The following is an 18970-nucleotide window of genomic DNA, read 5'->3' on the forward strand; positions in this document are numbered from 1 at the left end:
AAGTTACCGATGAAAATAGCACTGATTAAAGGTGACGGGATCGGCGTCGATGTTGCAGAAGCGGCCATGGCTGTCATGGAAGCTGCTCTGCAGAAAACAGGCCAGGCATTACCGGTCTATGACGAGATCCTGGCCGGAGCCGGCTATTTTCAGGAAACCGGAACCGACATTGAACCAGATGGTGAAGTGCGTGCGGGCGAGGCCGACGCCATTTTTCTCGGCGCTATCGGCATGCCTTCGATCCGTCACGCCGATGGGACGGAAATCTCTCCGCACCTGCGGCTGCGCGATCGCTTTGAGCTGTTTGCCGGAGTGCGTCCGGTCAAGGCCTATCCGAATGCACCGCAACGGCTGGCAGATCCGCGCGCGGCGGGTATCGATCTGATTATCCTGCGGGAGTCAACAGAAGGCCTTTTTTATTCGGCTGCCGCCCACAAGCGCACGCTTGTTGCCAACAACGACGAAGTTCAGGACGTCCTTCGCGTTACGCGCAAGACGACAACAAAACTGCATCATTTTGCTTTCAATCTGGCACGCAAACGCAGAGCCAAAGGCAAGAACGGCACCCTCACCTGCGTCGACAAGGCCAATGTCTTCACATCGCTCGCTTTCTTCCGCCAGATTTTCAATGAAGTGAAAGAGACCTATCCTGACGTTCCTGTCGGCTACAACTACGTTGATGCACAAGCGCTAGACCTGGTCCGCAAGCCCTGGGAATTCGATGTGCTGGTGATGGAGAACATGTTCGGTGACATCCTGTCCGACCTTGCAGGTGGCCTTGTTGGCGGCATGGGAATGGCAGCCTGCGGTGAGATCGGAGAGACGACCGGCCTGTTTCAGCCAGCCCACGGAAGCGCGCCCGACATTATGGGGCAGGACAAGGCCAATCCATTGGCAGCAATCCTGAGCGCAGCCCTGATGCTGGACTATCTGGCCGAGAAACTTGGAAATTCTCATCTCGCAGATGCTGCAGACCTGATCAATTCATCCGTCGATGAGTCATTTGAACAAAACGCCTTGAGACCGATGGAATTTGGTGGAGACATGGGCACCAAAGCCGTGACCAACCAAGTGCTGACAGGAATTGCAGAACTTGCTCCGGCAAAGGATCGTGTCAGCGCATAAAGGTCACGGTGTACTGATACCGCACAACGGACCTTTCAGGCCTATCTGGCCCGTTTGCTGACACCCGCGCAGCTTTCCCGGACGATCAGGTCCCCATGCAAAAGATGCGACCTGGTTTCAAGCGACCTGTTTGCCAAGCGATCCAGGAGGATTGTCATGGCCTTTTCGCCGATATGATGACGAGGCTGGCGAATGGTCGTCAGTCCCGGCGTGAAATTGTTGGCAAAGGGAATATCGTCAAACCCCAGAACCGAGAAGTCTTCCGGAACGTTGTAACCACGCAGCTGCAGGGCGGAAATGACGCCGATTGCGGTGTTGTCGTTAAAGCAGAAGAACGCTGTAGGCAGGTCATCCTTGATGAAAAGGCGCTCGACGGCGGCACGGCCGCTTTCTGCCGTTCCGTCTCCTTCAACACGCCAGTCTCTCGGCGCGTCCGGTGTCTCTTTCAGTCCCTGGCGGTAGCCGGAATGCCTCAGATCACTTCGAATGTCTGCAGGTCCTCCGGAGATGAATACGATCTTCCGGTGGCCGAGCGAGATCAAATATTCCGTCGCCATTTTTGAGGCGGCAACGTCATCCACACCGACATAACTGATATCTGAGTGCGCCAAGGGCCGTTCCGTTGCAACAACAGCCGGCAATGAGCTCAGTGGCGTCTGCGGTTCGCCGGCAACGGGAATATGGCCAGTCAAAAGCACCAGTCCATCCGCCATACCGGTCGACAAGAATCGCATGTAGGTCTGCTCTATGCCGGTGGTGCCTTCCGTGTTACCGATCAGGACGCCATAGCCTCTGTCCGCCGCAGCCTTCTCCAGGCCGGTCAAAATGCCAGCAAAATTCGGATCTGCAATCGAAGAGGCCAGGACCAGAACCATCTGCGAACGTTGCATACGCAGGTTCTGCGCCATGGCATTGGCGGTGTAGCCCGTGCGCGCAATCGCGGCGGTTACCTTTTTCCGCGTGCTTTCGGCAACCTTCTCGGGCGAGCGCAGAGCCCTGCTGACGGTGGCAATCGACACGCCCGCAAGTTTTGCAACATCTTCAATTGTGGCCGGCCGCTCCAGCGGTTCGCTCATTTATTGATCCAGACATGTTGCAGCGCGAGCACCCAATAAGTTCATGAATCTACACGCCCTCTACGCTGTATAAAGCGCATTGGCTCTGATGAAAAGGTTTACAACATGCAATGTAAAGGTTTACATCAATCGTGAAAACGTTTACATACCAAACATGGCGCCAGTGTGGAGGAAACATGTCGGCGCTTGGGAGGAAGACATAAATGCAGATGGAAACGACCGCACAAGCGGCGATCATCGAAGCTGTCAACATCAGCAAATCCTTCGGTCCGGTGCCGGTCCTGTTCAGCGTGAGCATGGATGTGCGCCCGGGAGAAGTGCATGCGCTGATCGGCGAAAACGGCGCCGGCAAATCGACACTCATGAAGATCTTGTCCGGTTTCCACGACCCTACCTCCGGTCAGATCCGGCTCGATGGAAAAAAGACAGACCTGCCTCCAAATGGCGCAGCCGAATCGCTCGGCATTGTGCTCATTCACCAGGAACTGAATCTTGCCGAGCAGATGACGGTCGAAGAGAACGTCTTTCTCGGGCGAGAGGTCAAATCCAGGGGCTTGCTCGACAAGGCAGCAATGCGCGCAACCGTACAGGGCTATCTCGATGAAATCGGCTTGGATATTTCTCCGGTCGACCGTATTTCCGACCTGACGATCGCGCAGAAGCAAATGGTTGAAATCGTCAAGGCTGTCAGCCGCAACGCCCGCATTCTGATTATGGATGAGCCGACCGCGGTGCTGACCGAAGAAGAAACGGAAGTCTTCTTCCGGCAAGTTACGAAGCTTAAGGAAAGCGGCGTTGGCATCGTGTTCGTTTCCCACAAGCTGAATGAAGTCAAGGCAATCTCGGATCGGATCACCATCTTGCGGGACGGTCAATGGATCGACACGCGACATGCGCAGGATCTGACGCCGGATCTGATGGCTCAGATGATGGTGGGGCGTGAACTGTCAGACCTCTATCCCCCGATGCTGGAGGCGGATGTCGACGCAGAACTGGTTCTGGAAGTCGACAACCTTGTTGCAACGGGCGTGAGCGGGGTCAGCTTCGGGCTTCGCAAAGGTGAAATCCTGGGTTTTTCAGGCCTGATCGGGTCAGGTCGAACCGCTGTTTTTGAAGCGGTTTGCGGACTTGCCCCGATCGAAAGTGGAACAATCAGGCTGTTCGGACGGGATGTCGGCACGATGACAGTGGCCGGTGCACGAGATGCCGGACTTGCCTATCTGACCAAGGACAGGAAGGAAAAGGGGCTGTTGCTCGACAAGAAGATGCAGCCGAATCTGACCCTCTTCGCGCTCCCGAAATTCGTGAAGAATTTTGCCATCGACCGCAAACGTGAAGAAGAAGCGCTTGAACGCGCGATCCGCCGTTTCGACGTTAGGGCCAAGGACAACGATATCACCGTCGGCAAACTGTCCGGCGGTAACCAGCAGAAACTGCTGCTCGCCAAGATCATGGAGTGCGATCCAAAGATCGTCGTCATCGACGAGCCAACGCGCGGCATCGATGTCGGGACCAAGCAGCAGATCTATCATTTCATCGCAGCACTCGCCGCCGAAGGCGTTTCGGTCGTCGTCATTTCCTCCGAAATGCCCGAGATTATCGGCATCTGCCACCGGGTGGTGGTGATGCGCGAAGGCGGCATTACGGGCGTTCTGACCGGTGATCACATCAACGAAAACGAAATCATGCGTTACGCCGCCGGGCTGAAACGGGAGGAACTTCATTGACCATGGTCACCTCATCGACCGAGACGACTGCCAAGCGGTCTTCCATCGATTTCAAGACGATCGGACCGGCTTTGGCCCTTCTGATCCTGTGTATCATCGGCTTTCTGCTGAACCCGTCTTTCGTGAGCGAAGGCAACCTGACCAACCTTCTGACCCGTTCTGCCTTCATCGGCATCATCGCGGTCGGTGCAACCTTCGTCATCACGGCCGGTGGTATCGACCTCTCGGTCGGCTCGATGGCCGCGGCGATTTCCGGCGTCATGATCATCATCATGAACAACGCGGTCGATACGATGGGTACCGGTGTCGCAACGGTTCTGCTGGGCTGCGGCTGCGCTGTCGTGCTCGGAATAGGTGCCGGTTGGATCAACGGCGCCCTGACAACCAAAGGCAAGATCGAAGCGTTCATTGTCACCCTTGGCACGATGGGCATCTATCGCTCGCTCGTGACCTACTTCGCCGATGGCGGGACCTTGTCGCTCAACTTTGATATCCGCGGCACCTATCGGCCCGTCTACTATGACAGTTTTCTTGGTCTGCCCTACCCGGTCTGGGTGTTCATCGGAGTGGCGATCTGCGGCTGGCTGCTGTTGAACCGGACCGCATTCGGGCGCTACTGCACGGCGATCGGATCAAACGAAGCCGTTGCCCGCTATTCCGCGATCAATGTCGACCGTGTGAAGACGCTTACCTATGTCATTCAGGGACTGTGCGTTTCCTTCGCAACGATCATCTATGTTCCCCGGCTTGGATCTGCTTCTGCCTCAACCGGCGTTCTTTGGGAACTGGAAGCAATTGCGGCTGTGATCATCGGGGGCACGGTTCTGAAGGGCGGATACGGCCGCATTGGTGGCACGATCCTCGGCGCTTTGATCCTGACGACCATCGGCAACATTTTGAACTTCACCGATCTGATCTCGAACTACCTGAATGGAACCATGCAGGGCTTGATCATCATCGTTGCGGTTCTACTGCAGCGCAGCGACTGGAAACTTGGCAAGAGCAAGTAGGTAGATGCGCTGAACTCAACGGAATAGGGTCCCGTCCCCAATTTAAAGACCGGTTCGCACCGGACGGGAGAGGTGCGTCCAAGTGAAAGGCATTGGAGGAGGAAACCATGCTTATGAAGAAAGCCTTGGGAGCAATGGCACTGACAGGGATGCTTGCCTTTGCAGGCTCCGCAGTCGCCGACGAGAAAATCAAGATCGGCGTCAGCTATCCGACACCGACCCATGCCTGGGCTGCGGGCATGAACTGGCACGCGGAACAGGCTGAAAAGAGGCTCGAAGAGCTCTATCCGGATGTCGACCTTATCCTGGTCAACTCTCCCGACCCGGAAGCACAAGCCAGCGCCCTGGAAGACCTTGTGTCCGTGCATCAGATCGATGCACTGGTGGTTCTGCCCTTTGAATCCGAGCCGCTTACCGACCCGGTCCTCAACGTCAAGAAATCCGGTGCCTGGATCACTGTCGTCGACCGTGGCCTCAGCCAGCCCGGCATTGAGGATCTTTACGTCGCCGGCAATAACCCGGAACTCGGCCGGGTTTCGGCTCAATACATGAAGACCCGTTTGAAAGACGGCGACAACATTGTTGTCCTGCGCGGTATACCGACCGTGATCGACAATGAGCGTTTTGATGCGTTCATGGCCGAAATCGAGGGTTCCGGCATCAACGTTCTGGACCACAAACATGCGAACTGGAACCGCGACGACGGCTTTGAAGTGATGCAGGACTTCCTGTCCCGCTTCCCGGATATCGATGCGGTTTGGGCTCAGGACGACGATATCGCAATCGGTGTTGTGGCCGCGCTCAAACAGGCCGGACGCGATGGTGATGGCATGTTTGTTGTCGGCGGTGCCGGCATGAAGGAAATCATCAAGGGCATCATGGATGGTGAAACACTGATCCCGGTCGACGTGCTTTATCCGCCTGCGATGATCGCAACGGCCATGGATGCAACTGTTCAGGCATTCAAATCCAACGGTCCTGTAGCCGGTCGCTACATTCTCGGTGCGACCCTGATCACCAAAGACAACGCAGAAAGCTACTATTTCCCGGACTCACCGTTCTAAGGAACAAGTAGCCACTTGGGTCGGGATCTTGCGATGGGGTCCCGGCCCATTTTTGTCCCTACTCTGGAGAAGCGAAAATGAAAACCATCAAGGGTCCAGCACTGTTTCTAGCCCAGTTTGCCGGGGACGAAGCACCATTCAATTCCTGGGATTCAATCACGAAATGGGCTGCGGATTGCGGCTATCTCGGTGTACAGGTCCCGAGTTGGGACGGACGCCTTATCGATCTGGAAAGGGCAGCTAGTTCAAAGACCTATTGCGAAGAATTTGCTGGAACAGCGAAGGACAACGGAGTTGAGATCACGGAACTCTCGACCCATCTTCAAGGCCAACTGGTTGCCGTACATCCTGCCTATGACGATGCCTTTGACGGTTTCGCCGCTGCCCATGTGCGCGGCAATCCAGCCGCCAGGCAGGCCTGGGCTGTCGATCAGGTAAAAATGGCCCTCACCGCCAGCCACAATCTCGGCATTTCGGCACACGCAACCTTCTCCGGCGCGCTGGCATGGCCCTATCTCTACCCCTGGCCACAGCGCCCTGCCGGTCTGGTTGAAACAGCTTTCGACGAGCTTGCAAAACGGTGGCGTCCCATTCTCGACTATGCCGAAGATATGGGTGTCGACGTTTGCTATGAAATTCACCCGGGTGAAGACCTGCATGACGGTATCACGTTCGAAATGTTCCTTGAACGGGTGAGCAATCATAACCGATGCAAAATGCTCTACGACCCGTCGCATTACGTGCTGCAATGCCTCGACTACCTGGACAACATCGACATCTACAAGGACAGGATCGGCATGTTCCATGTAAAGGACGCCGAGTTCAACCCAACCGGACGGCAAGGTGTTTATAGCGGTTATCAGCCATGGGTCGATCGTGCGGGTCGGTTCCGCTCTCTCGGTGACGGTCAAGTCGATTTCGGTGCAGTCTTTTCCAAGATGGCCGCAAATGACTTTGACGGCTGGGCCGTTGTCGAATGGGAATGCTGCCTGAAACACCCCGAAGACGGTGCACGGGAAGGCGCGCAATTCGTCAAGGACCACATTATCCGCGTCACCGAAAAGGCTTTCGACGATTTCGCCGACGGAGGCACCGATGACGCGGCCAACCGAAAAATGCTTGGAATAGGTTAGTCAGAACACGCAATGCATTGCCGCACGCCGTCTTACCGGACCAGTCATTTATGGCGAATTCAATGATCTTCTCCGTGATGGCGTCGGCGCGCTTCCTCCCGGCGGCGTTTCTTTGTAAAGAGTATTCAATCGATTTATGAAGCGCCTGATCAGGTGCTTGTAGAACAAACTGGAGGACCAGGATGGCCATTGAAGGAACAGACACCGCGCAAACACGCCCGATCCGCCTCGGCATGGTGGGAGGTGGCAAAGACGCCTTTATCGGAGCAGTCCACCGGATTGCCTCCAGGATCGACGGTGCCTATGAGCTGGTTGCCGGTGCCCTTTCCTCAACCCCGGAAAAAGCGCTTGAATCCGGACAGGCTCTCGGTCTGAAAAAAGATAGGACCTATGCATCCTTTGCCGATATGGCCAAACGGGAAGCACGACTGAAGGACGGCATCGAGGCCGTCGCGATTGTGACGCCCAACCATGTGCATTATCCGGCCGCCAGGGAGTTTTTGAAACGCGGCATTCATGTCATCTGTGACAAGCCGCTCACGTCTACGCTTGCCGACGCCAAGAAACTGGTCAAGGCAGCGGAGAGCTCGAGTGCCCTGTTTTTCCTGACGCACAACTATACCGGCTATCCTATGGTCCGTCAGGCGCGTGAACTCGTTCAAAGTGGCGAGCTTGGCACAATTCGCGTCATCCAGGTCGAATACCCTCAAGACTGGCTTACGATCGAACAAGACAACAAGCAGGCCGAGTGGAGAACCGATCCGGCACGGACCGGGCTGGGCGGCTCGACCGGCGACATCGGAACACATGCCTACAATCTGGCAAGCTTCATCACCGGTCAGCTGGCTGAAAGCCTCGCCGCCGATCTCCAATCCTTCGTACCGGGACGCCAGGTGGACGACAATGGCCACGTCATGCTTCGCTACGCGAGCGGCGCTCGAGGCATGCTGTGGTGTTCGCAGGTCGCTCCGGGAAATGAGAACAATCTCAAGATCCGCGTTTATGGCGACAAAGGCGGCCTGGAGTGGCATCAGGAAAACCCGAACTATCTTTACCTGACACCATTTGGCGAACCGAAACGGATTATCACCCGTGGCGGTGCAGGCATGTCGGAAAGTATCGGGCCTTCAACCCGTATTCCACCAGGACACCCTGAGGGCTATCTGGAAGGCTTTGCCAACCTTTATAAGGACGCGGCGGATGTCATCCGTGCGCATCAACGCGGGGAAGATCTCTCCTCTCTCGTGCCGAATGTGGAAGACGGCCTGGCCGGCGTTCGTTTTATAGATGCCTGCGTAAAGTCGTCATCACGCAATGCCGCCTGGGTCAAACTCGACGGCTAAATGCTACAAGCGTCTCAAATGAAAAACGCCCGAGCATGTGTCTCGGGCGTTTTTTTCAAATTCGACGTTTCGGATCAGCTTTCCGGCATCAGCGCATCGGGAAGGTTCTGATAGCAAACCGGCCGCAGGAACCTGCGAATTGCCAGCGTACCGACCGAGGTTGCGCCGAAATTCGTCGATGCCGGATAAGGACCGCCATGAACCATGGCATCAGCGACCTCAACACCTGTCGGAAATCCGTTTGCCAGGACGCGGCCCGCCTTGCGCTCTAGGACTGGCATCAAGGTGCGAGCAAGCGCGGTGTCGCCCTCTTCCAAATGCAGCGTGCAGGTCAACTGGCCATCAAGGCTCTTGGCAATCTCAATCATCTGCGCTTCGTCTTTCACGCGCACGATAATGCCAAGCGGGCCAAATACCTCTTCGCCGAGCTGTTCGTTTTCCAACCAGGCTTCGCCTGTCGTTTCAAAGAGATAGGGAGAGGCTTCGCGGGTATCACAGCTGGTGCCGATCAGCTCCCGGATGCCTGTGGTATCGGCAACAAGCTGACTGCCTGACCGGAATGCAGCTGCAATACCATCGGTCAACATGGTCTGCTTGCCAACCTCTTTGAGAGCCGCTGTCGCAGCTTGGGCAAATGCATCTGCGTCAGGACCGTCAACAAGGATGACAAGACCCGGATTGGTGCAGAATTGACCAGCCCCCATCGTCAAGGACCCAGCCCAGCCCTTTGCAATGGCCTCGCCTTTGCCCGAAAGCGCCGCGGGCAGCAGGAACATCGGATTGACGGATCCAAGTTCGCCGAAGAACGGGATTGGAACCGGGCGCTGAGCACAAAGATCAAACAATGCGCGACCGCCCCGCAAGGAACCTGTAAATCCGACGGCACAGATCAATGGATGCTGCACCAACGCCTGCCCGACTTCGTAACCATCGCCCTGGATAAAGGAAAACACGCCAGGATGCAGGTCGCAGGATTTGACGGCAGCAGAAATCGCTTCAGCGACAATTTCGCCCGTTCCAGGATGCGCCGGATGCCCCCTGACCACAACGGGACAACCTGCTGCGAAAGCAGACGCCGTGTCACCACCCGCAGTCGAAAAGGCCAGAGGAAAATTGGATGCTCCGAAAACCGCGATCGGCCCGATCGGTCTTTGCACCAGTTTAAGATCTGGGCGCGGCAATGGTTGACGATCAGGAAGTGCTTCGTCGTGGTGCCGGTCCAGGTAGTCACCTTTGAGAATATGCGCGGCGAACAGGCGAAGCTGACCCGTTGTGCGGCCACGCTCTCCATTAAGGCGTGCTTCGGGGAGCCCTGTCTCGGATGTCCCGATCTCGGTGATGGCTTCAGCCCGCGCCTCGATTTCATCTGCAATTGCATTCAGGAACCTGGCCCGGTCCTCACGCGAAGAGTATCCGAAACTCCAGAAAGCTTCCTCGGCCGCGCGGCAGGCGGCATCCACCTGTGCAGCCGATCCAGTGGAATAGCTGTGAGGCGTTCCCTGCGCAGGCTGCGACTGGAACGAGGCGTCGCTCGCAACCCATTGACCTGCAACGAGTTGCTTTCCGTGGGGCATAAAAGTCATGTCAAACCTTTTGGTTTTGTAACTGATCAATAATGAAAGGCGTCGGTGGTGAGCCTGCGGCCCAATGAGAACGCGTCGCAGACATGGATCATAGGCGAAAGATCCATGTCGCTTTTACCGTGTTTGACCAGCTCTGCCATGCGGGCATAAAGATTGGCATATTCGTGGTCTGCACCTTGTTTCACCAGGGTACCGTCAATTTCAAGCTTCGCACCGCCTTCTGAAAGCCTTGCACGGCCCTGATCGGTTTCCACATCGATATCCCAATTCTGCGGTCCGTCTTCTCTCCAGTCAAAAACCGCGCTCATGTCCGCACCCGTGGGATCAACGAAGGTCAGGTCCGCTGCGATCGGTGTCGACCTGTTTTCCGGAAACTCAAGCGTGGCCTCGGACAAATGAACCGGATACGGCAAAATTTCAGTCAGGATCGACAGAGCATTGATGCCCGGATCAAAGACACCCATGCCACCTGGCTCCCAGATCCACTCCTGACCAGGATGCCAGCGACGGACATCTTCTTTCCAGGTGATCAGCAGTTTTCGGATGACGCGGCTGGACAGCCATGATTTCAGGTCAGGCACGCAATCGGCGTAGCGTGAGTGCCAAGTCGCGAAAATCGAAACACCATGTTCCTTTGCCAGGTTCTCAAGCGTATAGCACTCTGCAAGGCTTTGCCCCGGCGGCTTTTCCAGCATCACGTTCTTGCCTGCCTTCAGCGCCTGAGCCGCATATTCAAAACGGGGCTGAGGTGGAATGGCCAGGGAGATCGTGGTGATGTCGGGCCTGCTATCAAGAAGCTCGTCAAGAGCTTCATAGTGATCTAGGCCGTCAATCGAGGCATGTCTGCTGACTGCGGCCTGCAGCGACCAGTCCGGGTTGCTTTCAATTGACGGAATGTGCTGATCCCGAGCAATCTTGCCTATGCCAACCAGCGCCAGTTTTTCTGCCATTAGTGGGAGTCCTTCGGCACCGCGGAACCGCGGCACCCCTTCAGAAAATCAAAGTCAGCGCCTGTATCAGCCCCTTCGACATGGTCATGAAACAGGCGAGCGTAGCCACTTTCCGGAACATGATGCGACGGCGTCCAAGCGGCCAACCTGTCTACTAGCTCAACCTCGGATATGTCCAGATGCAATCGGCGTTTTGGAACATCCAGTTCGATCATATCTCCCGAGCGCACGACGGCAAGCGGGCCTCCGGCGGCAGCCTCGGGCGATGTGTGCAACACGACGGTTCCATATGCTGTCCCGGACATACGAGCATCGGATATGCGCACCATATCCGTGATCCCTTTTTTCAAAACCTTGGGTGGGAGCCCCATATTGCCAACCTCGGACATGCCGGGATATCCCTTCGGACCACAGTTCTTGAGAACCATGATGCAGGTTTCATCGATGTCGAGAGCTTCGTCGTTTATCTTTGCCTTGTAGTCATCGATATCTTCAAACACCACGGCCCTGCCTCTGTGCTGCATCAGGTGCGGAGATGCTGCGGAAGGTTTCAGGACCGCTCCGCTTGGGGCCAGGTTGCCTTTCAGAACGGCAATGCCGCCTTGCGATGTAAGGGCGCGGTCAACTGGCAGGATGACGTCTTCATTCCAGTTTCGGGCGTTTTTCACCTGGTTCCAAATCGGTTCGCCGGCAACTGTGATCGCATCCTTGTTGAGCAGGTCCGCGTCCCCAAGACGCTTGAGGACGACGGGTAGACCGCCTGCATAGAAAAACTCTTCCATCAGGTATTTGCCGGACGGCATCAGGTTGACGATTGTCGGAATGTCCTTGCCGAAGCGGTCCCAGTCCTCCAGCGACAAATCCAGCCCGACACGCCCTGCAATGGCAAGCAGGTGGATCACAGCGTTGGTTGATCCGCCTATTGCGCCATTTGTACGGATGGCGTTTTCAAATGCTTCACGCGTCAGAATGTCCGACGGTTTCAGGTCATCTTTGACCATTTGCACGATCCTGCGCCCGGACAAATGCGCCATCACCCGGCGGCGACTGTCAACTGCAGGGATCGCAGCATTCCCGGACAATGCCATACCAAGGGCTTCAGCCATGGAGGCCATGGACGATGCCGTTCCCATGGTGTTGCATGTTCCAGGTGACCGGCTCATGGCCGTTTCCGCCTCCAGAAATTCTTCCGAAGTCATCTCACCGGCTTTGACCGCTTCTGAAAACTTCCACAAATGCGTTCCGGATCCGACGCGTTCTCCCTGGAACCAGCCGTTCAGCATGGGGCCACCAGTGACAACAATGGCGGGCAAATCAACGGACGCTGCCCCCATCATCAGTGACGGCGTAGTCTTGTCGCATCCCACAAGCAGGACAACCCCGTCCAGGGGCGCACCACGGATAGCCTCTTCAACGTCCATACTGGCCAGATTGCGAAACATCATGGCCGTTGGCCTCAACGTGCTTTCGCCTGTCGAAAAGACAGGAAATTCGACGGGAAACCCACCTGCTTCGTAGATCCCGTGTTTGACCCGTTCTGCCAGGTCCCGCAAATGCGCGTTGCAGGGTGTCAATTGCGACCAGGTATTGCAGATGCCAATCACCGGACGACCATCGAAAAGGTCATCAGGCAGGCCCTGATTTTTCATCCAGCTGCGGTGATAGATATGATCACGGCTCGTGCCACCGAACCATTCGGCCGAACGTAATTTGCGCGGCCACTTTGCGGGTTGGAAAACCATTGACTAGAGAACTTTCACGAGCGTGGCCGCATTTTCATCTGCGCGAAAGGCAAGACGGTTTTTGAGTGGAACACCAAAGCCTGGCGCTGAAATCTCAACCTCGTCGCCTTCCTTGCATGAAACACCATCGGCAAATGAAAGCGTTGCTGTGCCGAACATGTGCACATGAACATCACCAGGCTGACAAAACAGCTCGTATTTGAAGTGATGATGTTCCAGATTGGCCAACGTGTGAGACATGTTCGCCTCGCCTGACAAGAACGGCTTTTCCCAAAGGACACTGCCATTGCGCAAAATCCGGCTCGTCCCCTGAACAGTTTCCGGCAAAGGCCCGACCAGCAACTCCGGACCGAAGGACGCGGGCCGCAGTTTGGAGTGCGCCAGATAAAGGTAGTTCTGCCGCTCCATGACGTGGTCAGAGAATTCGTTCGCGAGCGCAAAACCGACCCGGTAAGGCGTGCCGTCATCTGCAATGACATAAATGCCGGCGATTTCCGGTTCCTCACCTCCATCCTCGCTGAAGCCGGGGCTGATCAGATCGTCCCCCGGTGCGACAGCTGCACTGCCATTGCCCTTGTAGAACCACTCGGGTTGAACACCCACATTGCCAGGCGTTGGCCGTCCAGCTTCCAGTCCCATGTGAAACATTTTCATGGAATCTGTAAGAGTGTCGGGATCCGCTTTCGCCTTGTTGTGCATGGCATCCCGGGTTGAGGCAGAGCCAAGATGCGTCAAACCCGTGCCGGTCAGATGCATGTGCGCAGCGTCCGGATGATGGATCGGCAGCAGCAACCGGTTTTCTTCGGCAAGCTTTTCAAGGTCGACAGCAGAACCCAGTTCATGTGACCTGATGCACGCAGTCAGGCTCTGCTCACGACCAATTGCCTCTTTCACCAGATCGTAACTTGAAGACACGCCTTTCAGGATCGAGGCTTCGCTGCCGTTTCGGACGACAACGGCGATTTCACCTGAATCGTCCCTAATTTGCGAAATCAGCATCACCTATCCCTGCTTGTTTTTGTTGTAGACATCGAAGATGACGGCAGCGAGCAGCACGAGGCCCTTGATCATCTGCTGATAATCAATCCCGATCCCCATGATCGACATGCCGTTGTTGAGTACACCCATCAGAAAAGCGCCGACCACTGCGCCGACAATGGTGCCGACGCCGCCTGACATCGATGCACCGCCGATAAAGACAGCTGCAATCACATCCAGTTCCAGCGCAAAACCTGCCTTGGGTGTTGCCGTGTTGAGCCGCGCGGCAAATACCAAACCTGCAGCTGCCGCCAGTACACCCATGTTGGTAAAGGCCAGAAAGGTAAGCCGTTCGGTCTTGATACCGGACAGTTTGGCAGCTTTCTGATTGCCTCCGAGCGCATAGATACGCCGGCCCACAGTGGTGGTTTCTGTGATGAAGGCATAGATGATCGTCAAAACACCCATCGTGATCAAGACGTTGGGCAGCCCCCGGAACAGGGACAGTTTATACATCACGAAAATGAGCGCCGCCGCGACGATCACATTCCGCGCAATGAAGAAACTCTTGGGCTCATCTTCAATGCCATAAATCTTGTTCTGTGCTCGTTGCCGCAGACCAAGCCAAACGACGAGAGCTGCAGCGACAAGTCCGGTGGTGAGTGCCAGTACATTGACCTGCCGGGCTCCGAAGAGATCAGCCAACCCCTGACCAAGTGCGGCCGGAAAGATGTCAGGGACAAACCCGGTTGCGATGATTTGGAATTCCTTGGGAAACGGTCCGACCGACTGCCCCTGCAAAAGCCAGAGCGAAAGTCCCCGAAAAACCAACATTCCTGCAAGTGTGACGATAAAGGACGGAATCTTCCAATAGGCAACCCAGTAGCCTTGAGCCGCACCAATGAGGCCGCCAGCGACAAGACACGTCAGAATAGTAAGGAAAATGGGCTGCTCAAAGTTGACGATCATCACGGCTGCAAGAGCACCGATGAACCCCATGACAGACCCCACCGAAAGATCGATATTGCCGGACACGATCACGACCAGCATGCCGAGCGCCATAATGATGATGTAGGAGTTCTGCAGCAGCAGGTTGGTGATGTTCACTGCGCGCAGCAATGTGCCGTCCGTAACGATCTGAAAGAACACCATCACGGCGATCAGCGCGAACAGCAGACCATATTGTCTGAGATGAGAAGACAGGTATTCGCCGATGCCCTTGGTTTCCACCGTCGTTTTCGATTGGCTATCGTTCTTTGCCAGATCCATAGGTATTGCTCGCTATTCGTTGACAATGAGCGACATGATTCGCTCCTGGCTTGCCTGGCCGGCGTTAAGTTCGCCCACCAGAGCCCCTTCATTCATGACGTAAATTCGATCGCACATTCCGAGCAGTTCAGGCATTTCAGACGAGATCATGATCACGCCCTTCCCGTCCGCGGCGAGGTCGTTGATGATCGTGTAGATCTCGTATTTTGCACCGACGTCTATGCCTCGTGTCGGTTCATCAAGGATCAGAACTTCAGGCGAAGTGAAGAGCCACTTCGCCAGAACCACCTTCTGCTGATTGCCCCCTGACAAATTGACCGTTTTTTGAAAGACAGACGGTGTACGGATCGCCAGAACTTCGCGGTACTTTTCAGCAACACCGGTTTCCTCGTTGCGCTTCAGGATGGATCCGGTGGACACGCCCTTCAGATTAGCAAGCGTTGTGTTGAAACGGATCGTTTCATCCAGCACAAGACCCAACGCTTTTCGATCTTCCGTGACATAAGAGACACCCGCTGCAATGGCACGGTCGACCGAACTGACGTCAATCTCGTTGCCATGTAACTCGACAGATCCTGAAATATTGCGGCCATAGGACCGGCCGAAAATCGACATGGCAAGCTCTGTGCGACCAGAGCCCATCAGGCCGGCAATCCCGACCACTTCGCCGGCCCGAACATTGAACGAAGCGTTCTTGATAATCTGTCGTTCGGCATGTTCGGGATGCCAGACGTTCCAGTTCTTAACTTCGAAAAGGCGTTGTCCGGGCGTCCGGTTGTGATCCGGAAACCGATGTGTCATGTCCCGCCCAACCATGTCCCGAACGATCTCGTCCTCGCTGAGGCCCGCCGCTGCATCCAGATTTGAAACCGTCTGGCCATCCCGGATGACCGTGACGCTGTCAGCGACATATCGAACTTCATTGAGCTTGTGTGAAATGATAATGCTCGTCACACCCTGGGCCTTCAGCTCGATCATCAGATCGAGCAGTTTGCGACTGTCATTTTCCTGAAGTGCCGCCGTCGGCTCATCCAGAATGAGCAGCTTCACATCCTTGGATAGCGCCTTGGCAATCTCGACCAGTTGCTGTTTGCCGACACCGATATTGTCGACCCTGGTCGTGGGGGCTTCGCTCAGACCGACTTTTTTGAGCAGTTCCTCGGTACGTCTGTTTGTCCGGCGCCAGTCGATTACGCCTCTGGAGGCGCATTCGTTTCCGAGAAAGATGTTTTCTGCGATGGAAAGCTCCGGCACCAGAGCCAGTTCCTGGTGGATGATGATGATGCCTTGTTTTTCACTATCGGAGATCCCTCCGAACCGGGCAGGCTGCCCGCTATAAACGATCTCACCGTCATACTGACCATAGGGATATACACCTGAGAGAACCTTCATCAGGGTCGATTTGCCCGCACCATTTTCCCCGACGATAGCGTGAATCTCACCGGCCTGAACGTCGAGACTGACCTGGTCAAGCGCCTTCACACCTGGAAAGGCCTTGCTGATATTTTGCATGGAAAGGAGTGCCATCGCCTCCGGTCTCCAAATTACGTGGCAAACCCGCCCGCGAACACAAGCTCGCGGGCGACTTGGTTGCTGTATCCTTAGGTGATTATTTGATCTGGTCTTCGGTGTAGTAACCGCTGCCGATCAGCACATCTTCCCAATTGCCCGCATCGACCGCGACCGGTTCCAGGAGATAGGACGGCACCACCTTGACACCGTTGTCGTAGGTTTTGGTGTCGTTGATTTCCGGCTCGCCGCCATCAAGCAGTGCATCCACCATGCCCACTGTCACGCGTGCAAGTTCGCGGGTGTCCTTGAAAACGGTTGAGTATTGCTCACCTGCCAGAATGGACTTCACCGAAGGCACTTCGGCATCCTGTCCGGTTACGATTGGCATTTGCTGATCGCCGGAACCGTAGCCGACACCTTTCAGCGACGACAGAATACCAATCGACAAGCCGTCATAAGGGCTCAGTGCGCCATGCAGGGTTGTGTCCGTGTAGTGGGCGGACAACAAGTTGTCCATGCGGGCCTGTGCGACAGCACCGTCCCAACGCAGGGTTCCGACCGTGTCCATGCCCATCTGGCCGGACTGGATAACAACCGTTCCGTCATCGATCAGTGGCTGCAGCACGGACATAGCGCCGTCGTAAAAGAAATAAGCATTGTTGTCGTCCGGTGACCCGCCGAAGAGTTCAACATTGTAGGGGCCATCGCCGAAGCGGTCTTTCAGCCCGCCGACAAGAGACGTCGCTTGCTGCACGCCGACCTTGAAGTTGTCGAATGTTGCGTAGTAGTCGACATCACCGCTGTCGCGGATCAGGCGGTCATAGGCGATAACCTTGATACCGGTCGCAGCTGCATTTTCCAGGGCATTGGACAGGGTCGTCCCGTCGATCGCCGCAATCACCAGCACGTCCACACCTTTGGTGATCATGTTTTCGATCTGTGCCAACTGGTTCGGAATATCGTCCTCAGCATATTGCAGGTCAGCGGAATAGCCTGCCTTCGTGAATTGTTCGACCATCGAATTTCCGTCCGAAATCCACCGCGCCGAAGACTTGGTCGGCATTGCGATGCCTATGGACCCTTTGTCCTGCGCCAGCGCGACGCCGGACATCACGGTAGCGGCAGCTGCTGCAGCGACCAGTGCCTTTGATATGAAATGCATCTTTCTCCTCCCGGGTCGGACGCCAGCCGACCGCACTCTGTTTCGGTCCCCAGAACGAATGACCGGCTTTGTAGATGTGAGAAAAATCACATGACCGTCAAATTATTATTCGTTATTCTTTCATACCAAAATTGATATATATCGGAGTGATCTTTCGAATGACACTGGATCTGTTGCGGCGCGGTTTGAAAATGTCTCATTTGCGCCTGCTGTCAGAGCTGTCCAATCAGTCGCGCCTTACAGATGCCGCCATTGCACTCGGCATGACACAACCGGCCGCCTCTCGTCTCATTGCCGAGGTTGAACGGATTGCCGAAGCAGAGATCTATGTGCGTTCGGGGCGCGGAATCGAGTTGACCGATGTTGGCCGCAAACTCGCGGAACGCTGTGTCCGCATTCTTCAGGAATTCGCGGATGCTGGTCGAGATATCGACGAGCACAAATCGGGTCAGAGCGGCCATGTGACAATCGGTTCGGTCACAGGGCCTGCAATTGAATATGTTCTGCCGGCTCTGCGCCACATACGCCTCAGTTACCCCGACATTTCCATTTCTGTCGAGGTCGGGCCCAGCAACACGCTTGCACCGATGCTTGAAGATGGTCGGCTGGACTTTTCGTTCAGCCGTGTACCTTCAGAGCTGGACCCTTCGCTCTTTGAGGAAAAACCTCTGCTGCGCGAGCCGGCTCTCATGGTCGGCCGTATTGAGCATCCCCTCACCCGCAGTCAGTTCCCCTTGGAGCTTGAGGCGTTTCTTGGTTTTGACTGGGTTCTCCCACCGGTCGGCTCGCCGATCAGAGCGACCGCCGAACAGGCGCTGCGCGACAAAGGCCTGGCTTTGCCGTCTCGTGTCCTGACCACATCCTCATTCCTGTTCACTCTGGCGACCGTGCAACAGACCAACGCTGTGGCTCCTGTTGCGAGATCCGTGGCAAACAGCTTTGCCGCCCGGCCGGATGGCTCCCCTGGCACGGTGACGATATTGGAATGCAGCGTATCGCTGTCCGTTCAGACCTACTCATTCTTGATGCGAAAAGGCCAGGTTTTGACACCAGCTGCCCAAATCGTCGCCCGAGAGGTTTTACGGGCTGTAACCGGGCAAGAAAGGTATCCCTGAGAACTCCGGCGCTGTTTGATCTGAATCGTTGATCTGCAGCAGTCGCCCGACATACCAAATCGGCAACCTACTTCTGGTTCAGAAGCGCCTCGCACATCCCTTAATACTGGTGGCCCAAAACACCCCGACCTCACAACCGGAACACAACCATTTTTGCTTCGCGAAAGCTAAGCTCAAAACA

Annotated in this window: 15 protein-coding genes; 7 read left to right on the plus strand and 8 right to left on the minus strand. The window is 55.8% G+C overall.

Annotated features, from left to right (window positions below; translation table 11 throughout):
• Window positions 1-9: 9 nt before the first annotated feature.
• On the plus strand, window positions 10-1125 hold the full coding sequence (locus FIV00_RS21990) for an isocitrate/isopropylmalate dehydrogenase family protein (RefSeq protein ID WP_152502765.1): 1116 nt from the start codon (window positions 10-12) through the stop codon (window positions 1123-1125).
• 41 nt (window positions 1126-1166) lie between these two features.
• On the opposite strand, the gene FIV00_RS21995 is transcribed toward FIV00_RS21990, so the two are convergent.
• Window positions 1167-2201 (minus strand): LacI family DNA-binding transcriptional regulator, encoded by a 1035-nt coding sequence (locus tag FIV00_RS21995; protein ID WP_152502766.1) that lies wholly within the window; start codon window positions 2199-2201, stop codon window positions 1167-1169.
• A gap of 203 nt (window positions 2202-2404) precedes the next feature.
• Here FIV00_RS21995 and FIV00_RS22000 point away from each other — a divergent pair, with 203 nt between their 5' ends.
• The 5 genes from FIV00_RS22000 to FIV00_RS22020 all read left to right on the plus strand — a co-directional run bounded on the left by FIV00_RS22000 (window position 2405) and on the right by FIV00_RS22020 (window position 8478).
• Window positions 2405-3928, plus strand: coding sequence for a sugar ABC transporter ATP-binding protein (locus FIV00_RS22000; RefSeq protein ID WP_152502767.1), 1524 nt, complete (start codon window positions 2405-2407; stop codon window positions 3926-3928).
• 2 nt (window positions 3929-3930) lie between these two features.
• Window positions 3931-4938, plus strand: coding sequence for an ABC transporter permease (locus FIV00_RS22005; RefSeq protein WP_152504383.1), 1008 nt, complete (start codon window positions 3931-3933; stop codon window positions 4936-4938).
• Window positions 4939-5045: 107 nt separating this feature from the next.
• Window positions 5046-6002 (plus strand): substrate-binding domain-containing protein, encoded by a 957-nt coding sequence (locus FIV00_RS22010; RefSeq protein ID WP_152502768.1) that lies wholly within the window; start codon window positions 5046-5048, stop codon window positions 6000-6002.
• Window positions 6003-6079: 77 nt separating this feature from the next.
• The gene (locus FIV00_RS22015) at window positions 6080-7135 is read left to right on the plus strand and encodes a sugar phosphate isomerase/epimerase (RefSeq protein ID WP_152502769.1); all 1056 of its coding nucleotides are present in this window, start codon (window positions 6080-6082) and stop codon (window positions 7133-7135) included.
• Window positions 7136-7317: 182 nt separating this feature from the next.
• Window positions 7318-8478 carry a Gfo/Idh/MocA family protein gene (locus FIV00_RS22020; protein WP_152502770.1) on the plus strand — a complete coding sequence of 387 codons (1161 nt, stop codon included), beginning with the start codon at window positions 7318-7320 and terminating at the stop codon, window positions 8476-8478.
• A gap of 74 nt (window positions 8479-8552) precedes the next feature.
• On the opposite strand, the gene FIV00_RS22025 is transcribed toward FIV00_RS22020, so the two are convergent.
• The 7 genes from FIV00_RS22025 to chvE form a co-directional block, all read right to left on the minus strand.
• The gene (locus FIV00_RS22025) at window positions 8553-10061 is read right to left on the minus strand and encodes an aldehyde dehydrogenase (NADP(+)) (RefSeq protein WP_152502771.1); all 1509 of its coding nucleotides are present in this window, start codon (window positions 10059-10061) and stop codon (window positions 8553-8555) included.
• Window positions 10062-10087: 26 nt separating this feature from the next.
• Entirely contained in the window at window positions 10088-11011 is a 924-nt protein-coding gene (locus FIV00_RS22030; protein WP_152502772.1) for a Gfo/Idh/MocA family protein, read from the minus strand.
• A complete protein-coding gene (araD, locus tag FIV00_RS22035; RefSeq protein ID WP_152502773.1) occupies window positions 11011-12753 on the minus strand; it encodes an L-arabinonate dehydratase in 1743 nt (580 codons plus the stop codon). Before araD ends, FIV00_RS22030 begins: the two co-directional genes overlap by 1 nt.
• Before the next feature lie 3 nt (window positions 12754-12756).
• On the minus strand, window positions 12757-13752 hold the full coding sequence (gene araD1 / locus FIV00_RS22040; RefSeq protein WP_152502774.1) for an AraD1 family protein: 996 nt from the start codon (window positions 13750-13752) through the stop codon (window positions 12757-12759).
• Between the two features lie 3 nt (window positions 13753-13755).
• Window positions 13756-15000 carry a multiple monosaccharide ABC transporter permease gene (gene mmsB / locus FIV00_RS22045; RefSeq protein WP_152502775.1) on the minus strand — a complete coding sequence of 415 codons (1245 nt, stop codon included), beginning with the start codon at window positions 14998-15000 and terminating at the stop codon, window positions 13756-13758.
• A 12-nt stretch (window positions 15001-15012) separates the two neighbouring features.
• Entirely contained in the window at window positions 15013-16527 is a 1515-nt protein-coding gene (mmsA, locus tag FIV00_RS22050) for a multiple monosaccharide ABC transporter ATP-binding protein (protein ID WP_152502776.1), read from the minus strand.
• An 82-nt stretch (window positions 16528-16609) separates the two neighbouring features.
• Window positions 16610-17674: a multiple monosaccharide ABC transporter substrate-binding protein gene (chvE, locus tag FIV00_RS22055; protein WP_152502777.1), complete on the minus strand. Its 1065-nt coding sequence runs from the start codon at window positions 17672-17674 to the stop codon at window positions 16610-16612.
• 158 nt (window positions 17675-17832) lie between these two features.
• Here chvE and FIV00_RS22060 point away from each other — a divergent pair, with 158 nt between their 5' ends.
• The gene (locus tag FIV00_RS22060) at window positions 17833-18789 is read left to right on the plus strand and encodes a LysR substrate-binding domain-containing protein (RefSeq protein WP_152502778.1); all 957 of its coding nucleotides are present in this window, start codon (window positions 17833-17835) and stop codon (window positions 18787-18789) included.
• Window positions 18790-18970 lie beyond the last annotated feature (181 nt).

The sequence above is a fragment of the Labrenzia sp. THAF82 genome, from assembly GCF_009363435.1.
Taxonomy (GTDB): domain Bacteria; phylum Pseudomonadota; class Alphaproteobacteria; order Rhizobiales; family Stappiaceae; genus Roseibium; species Roseibium porphyridii.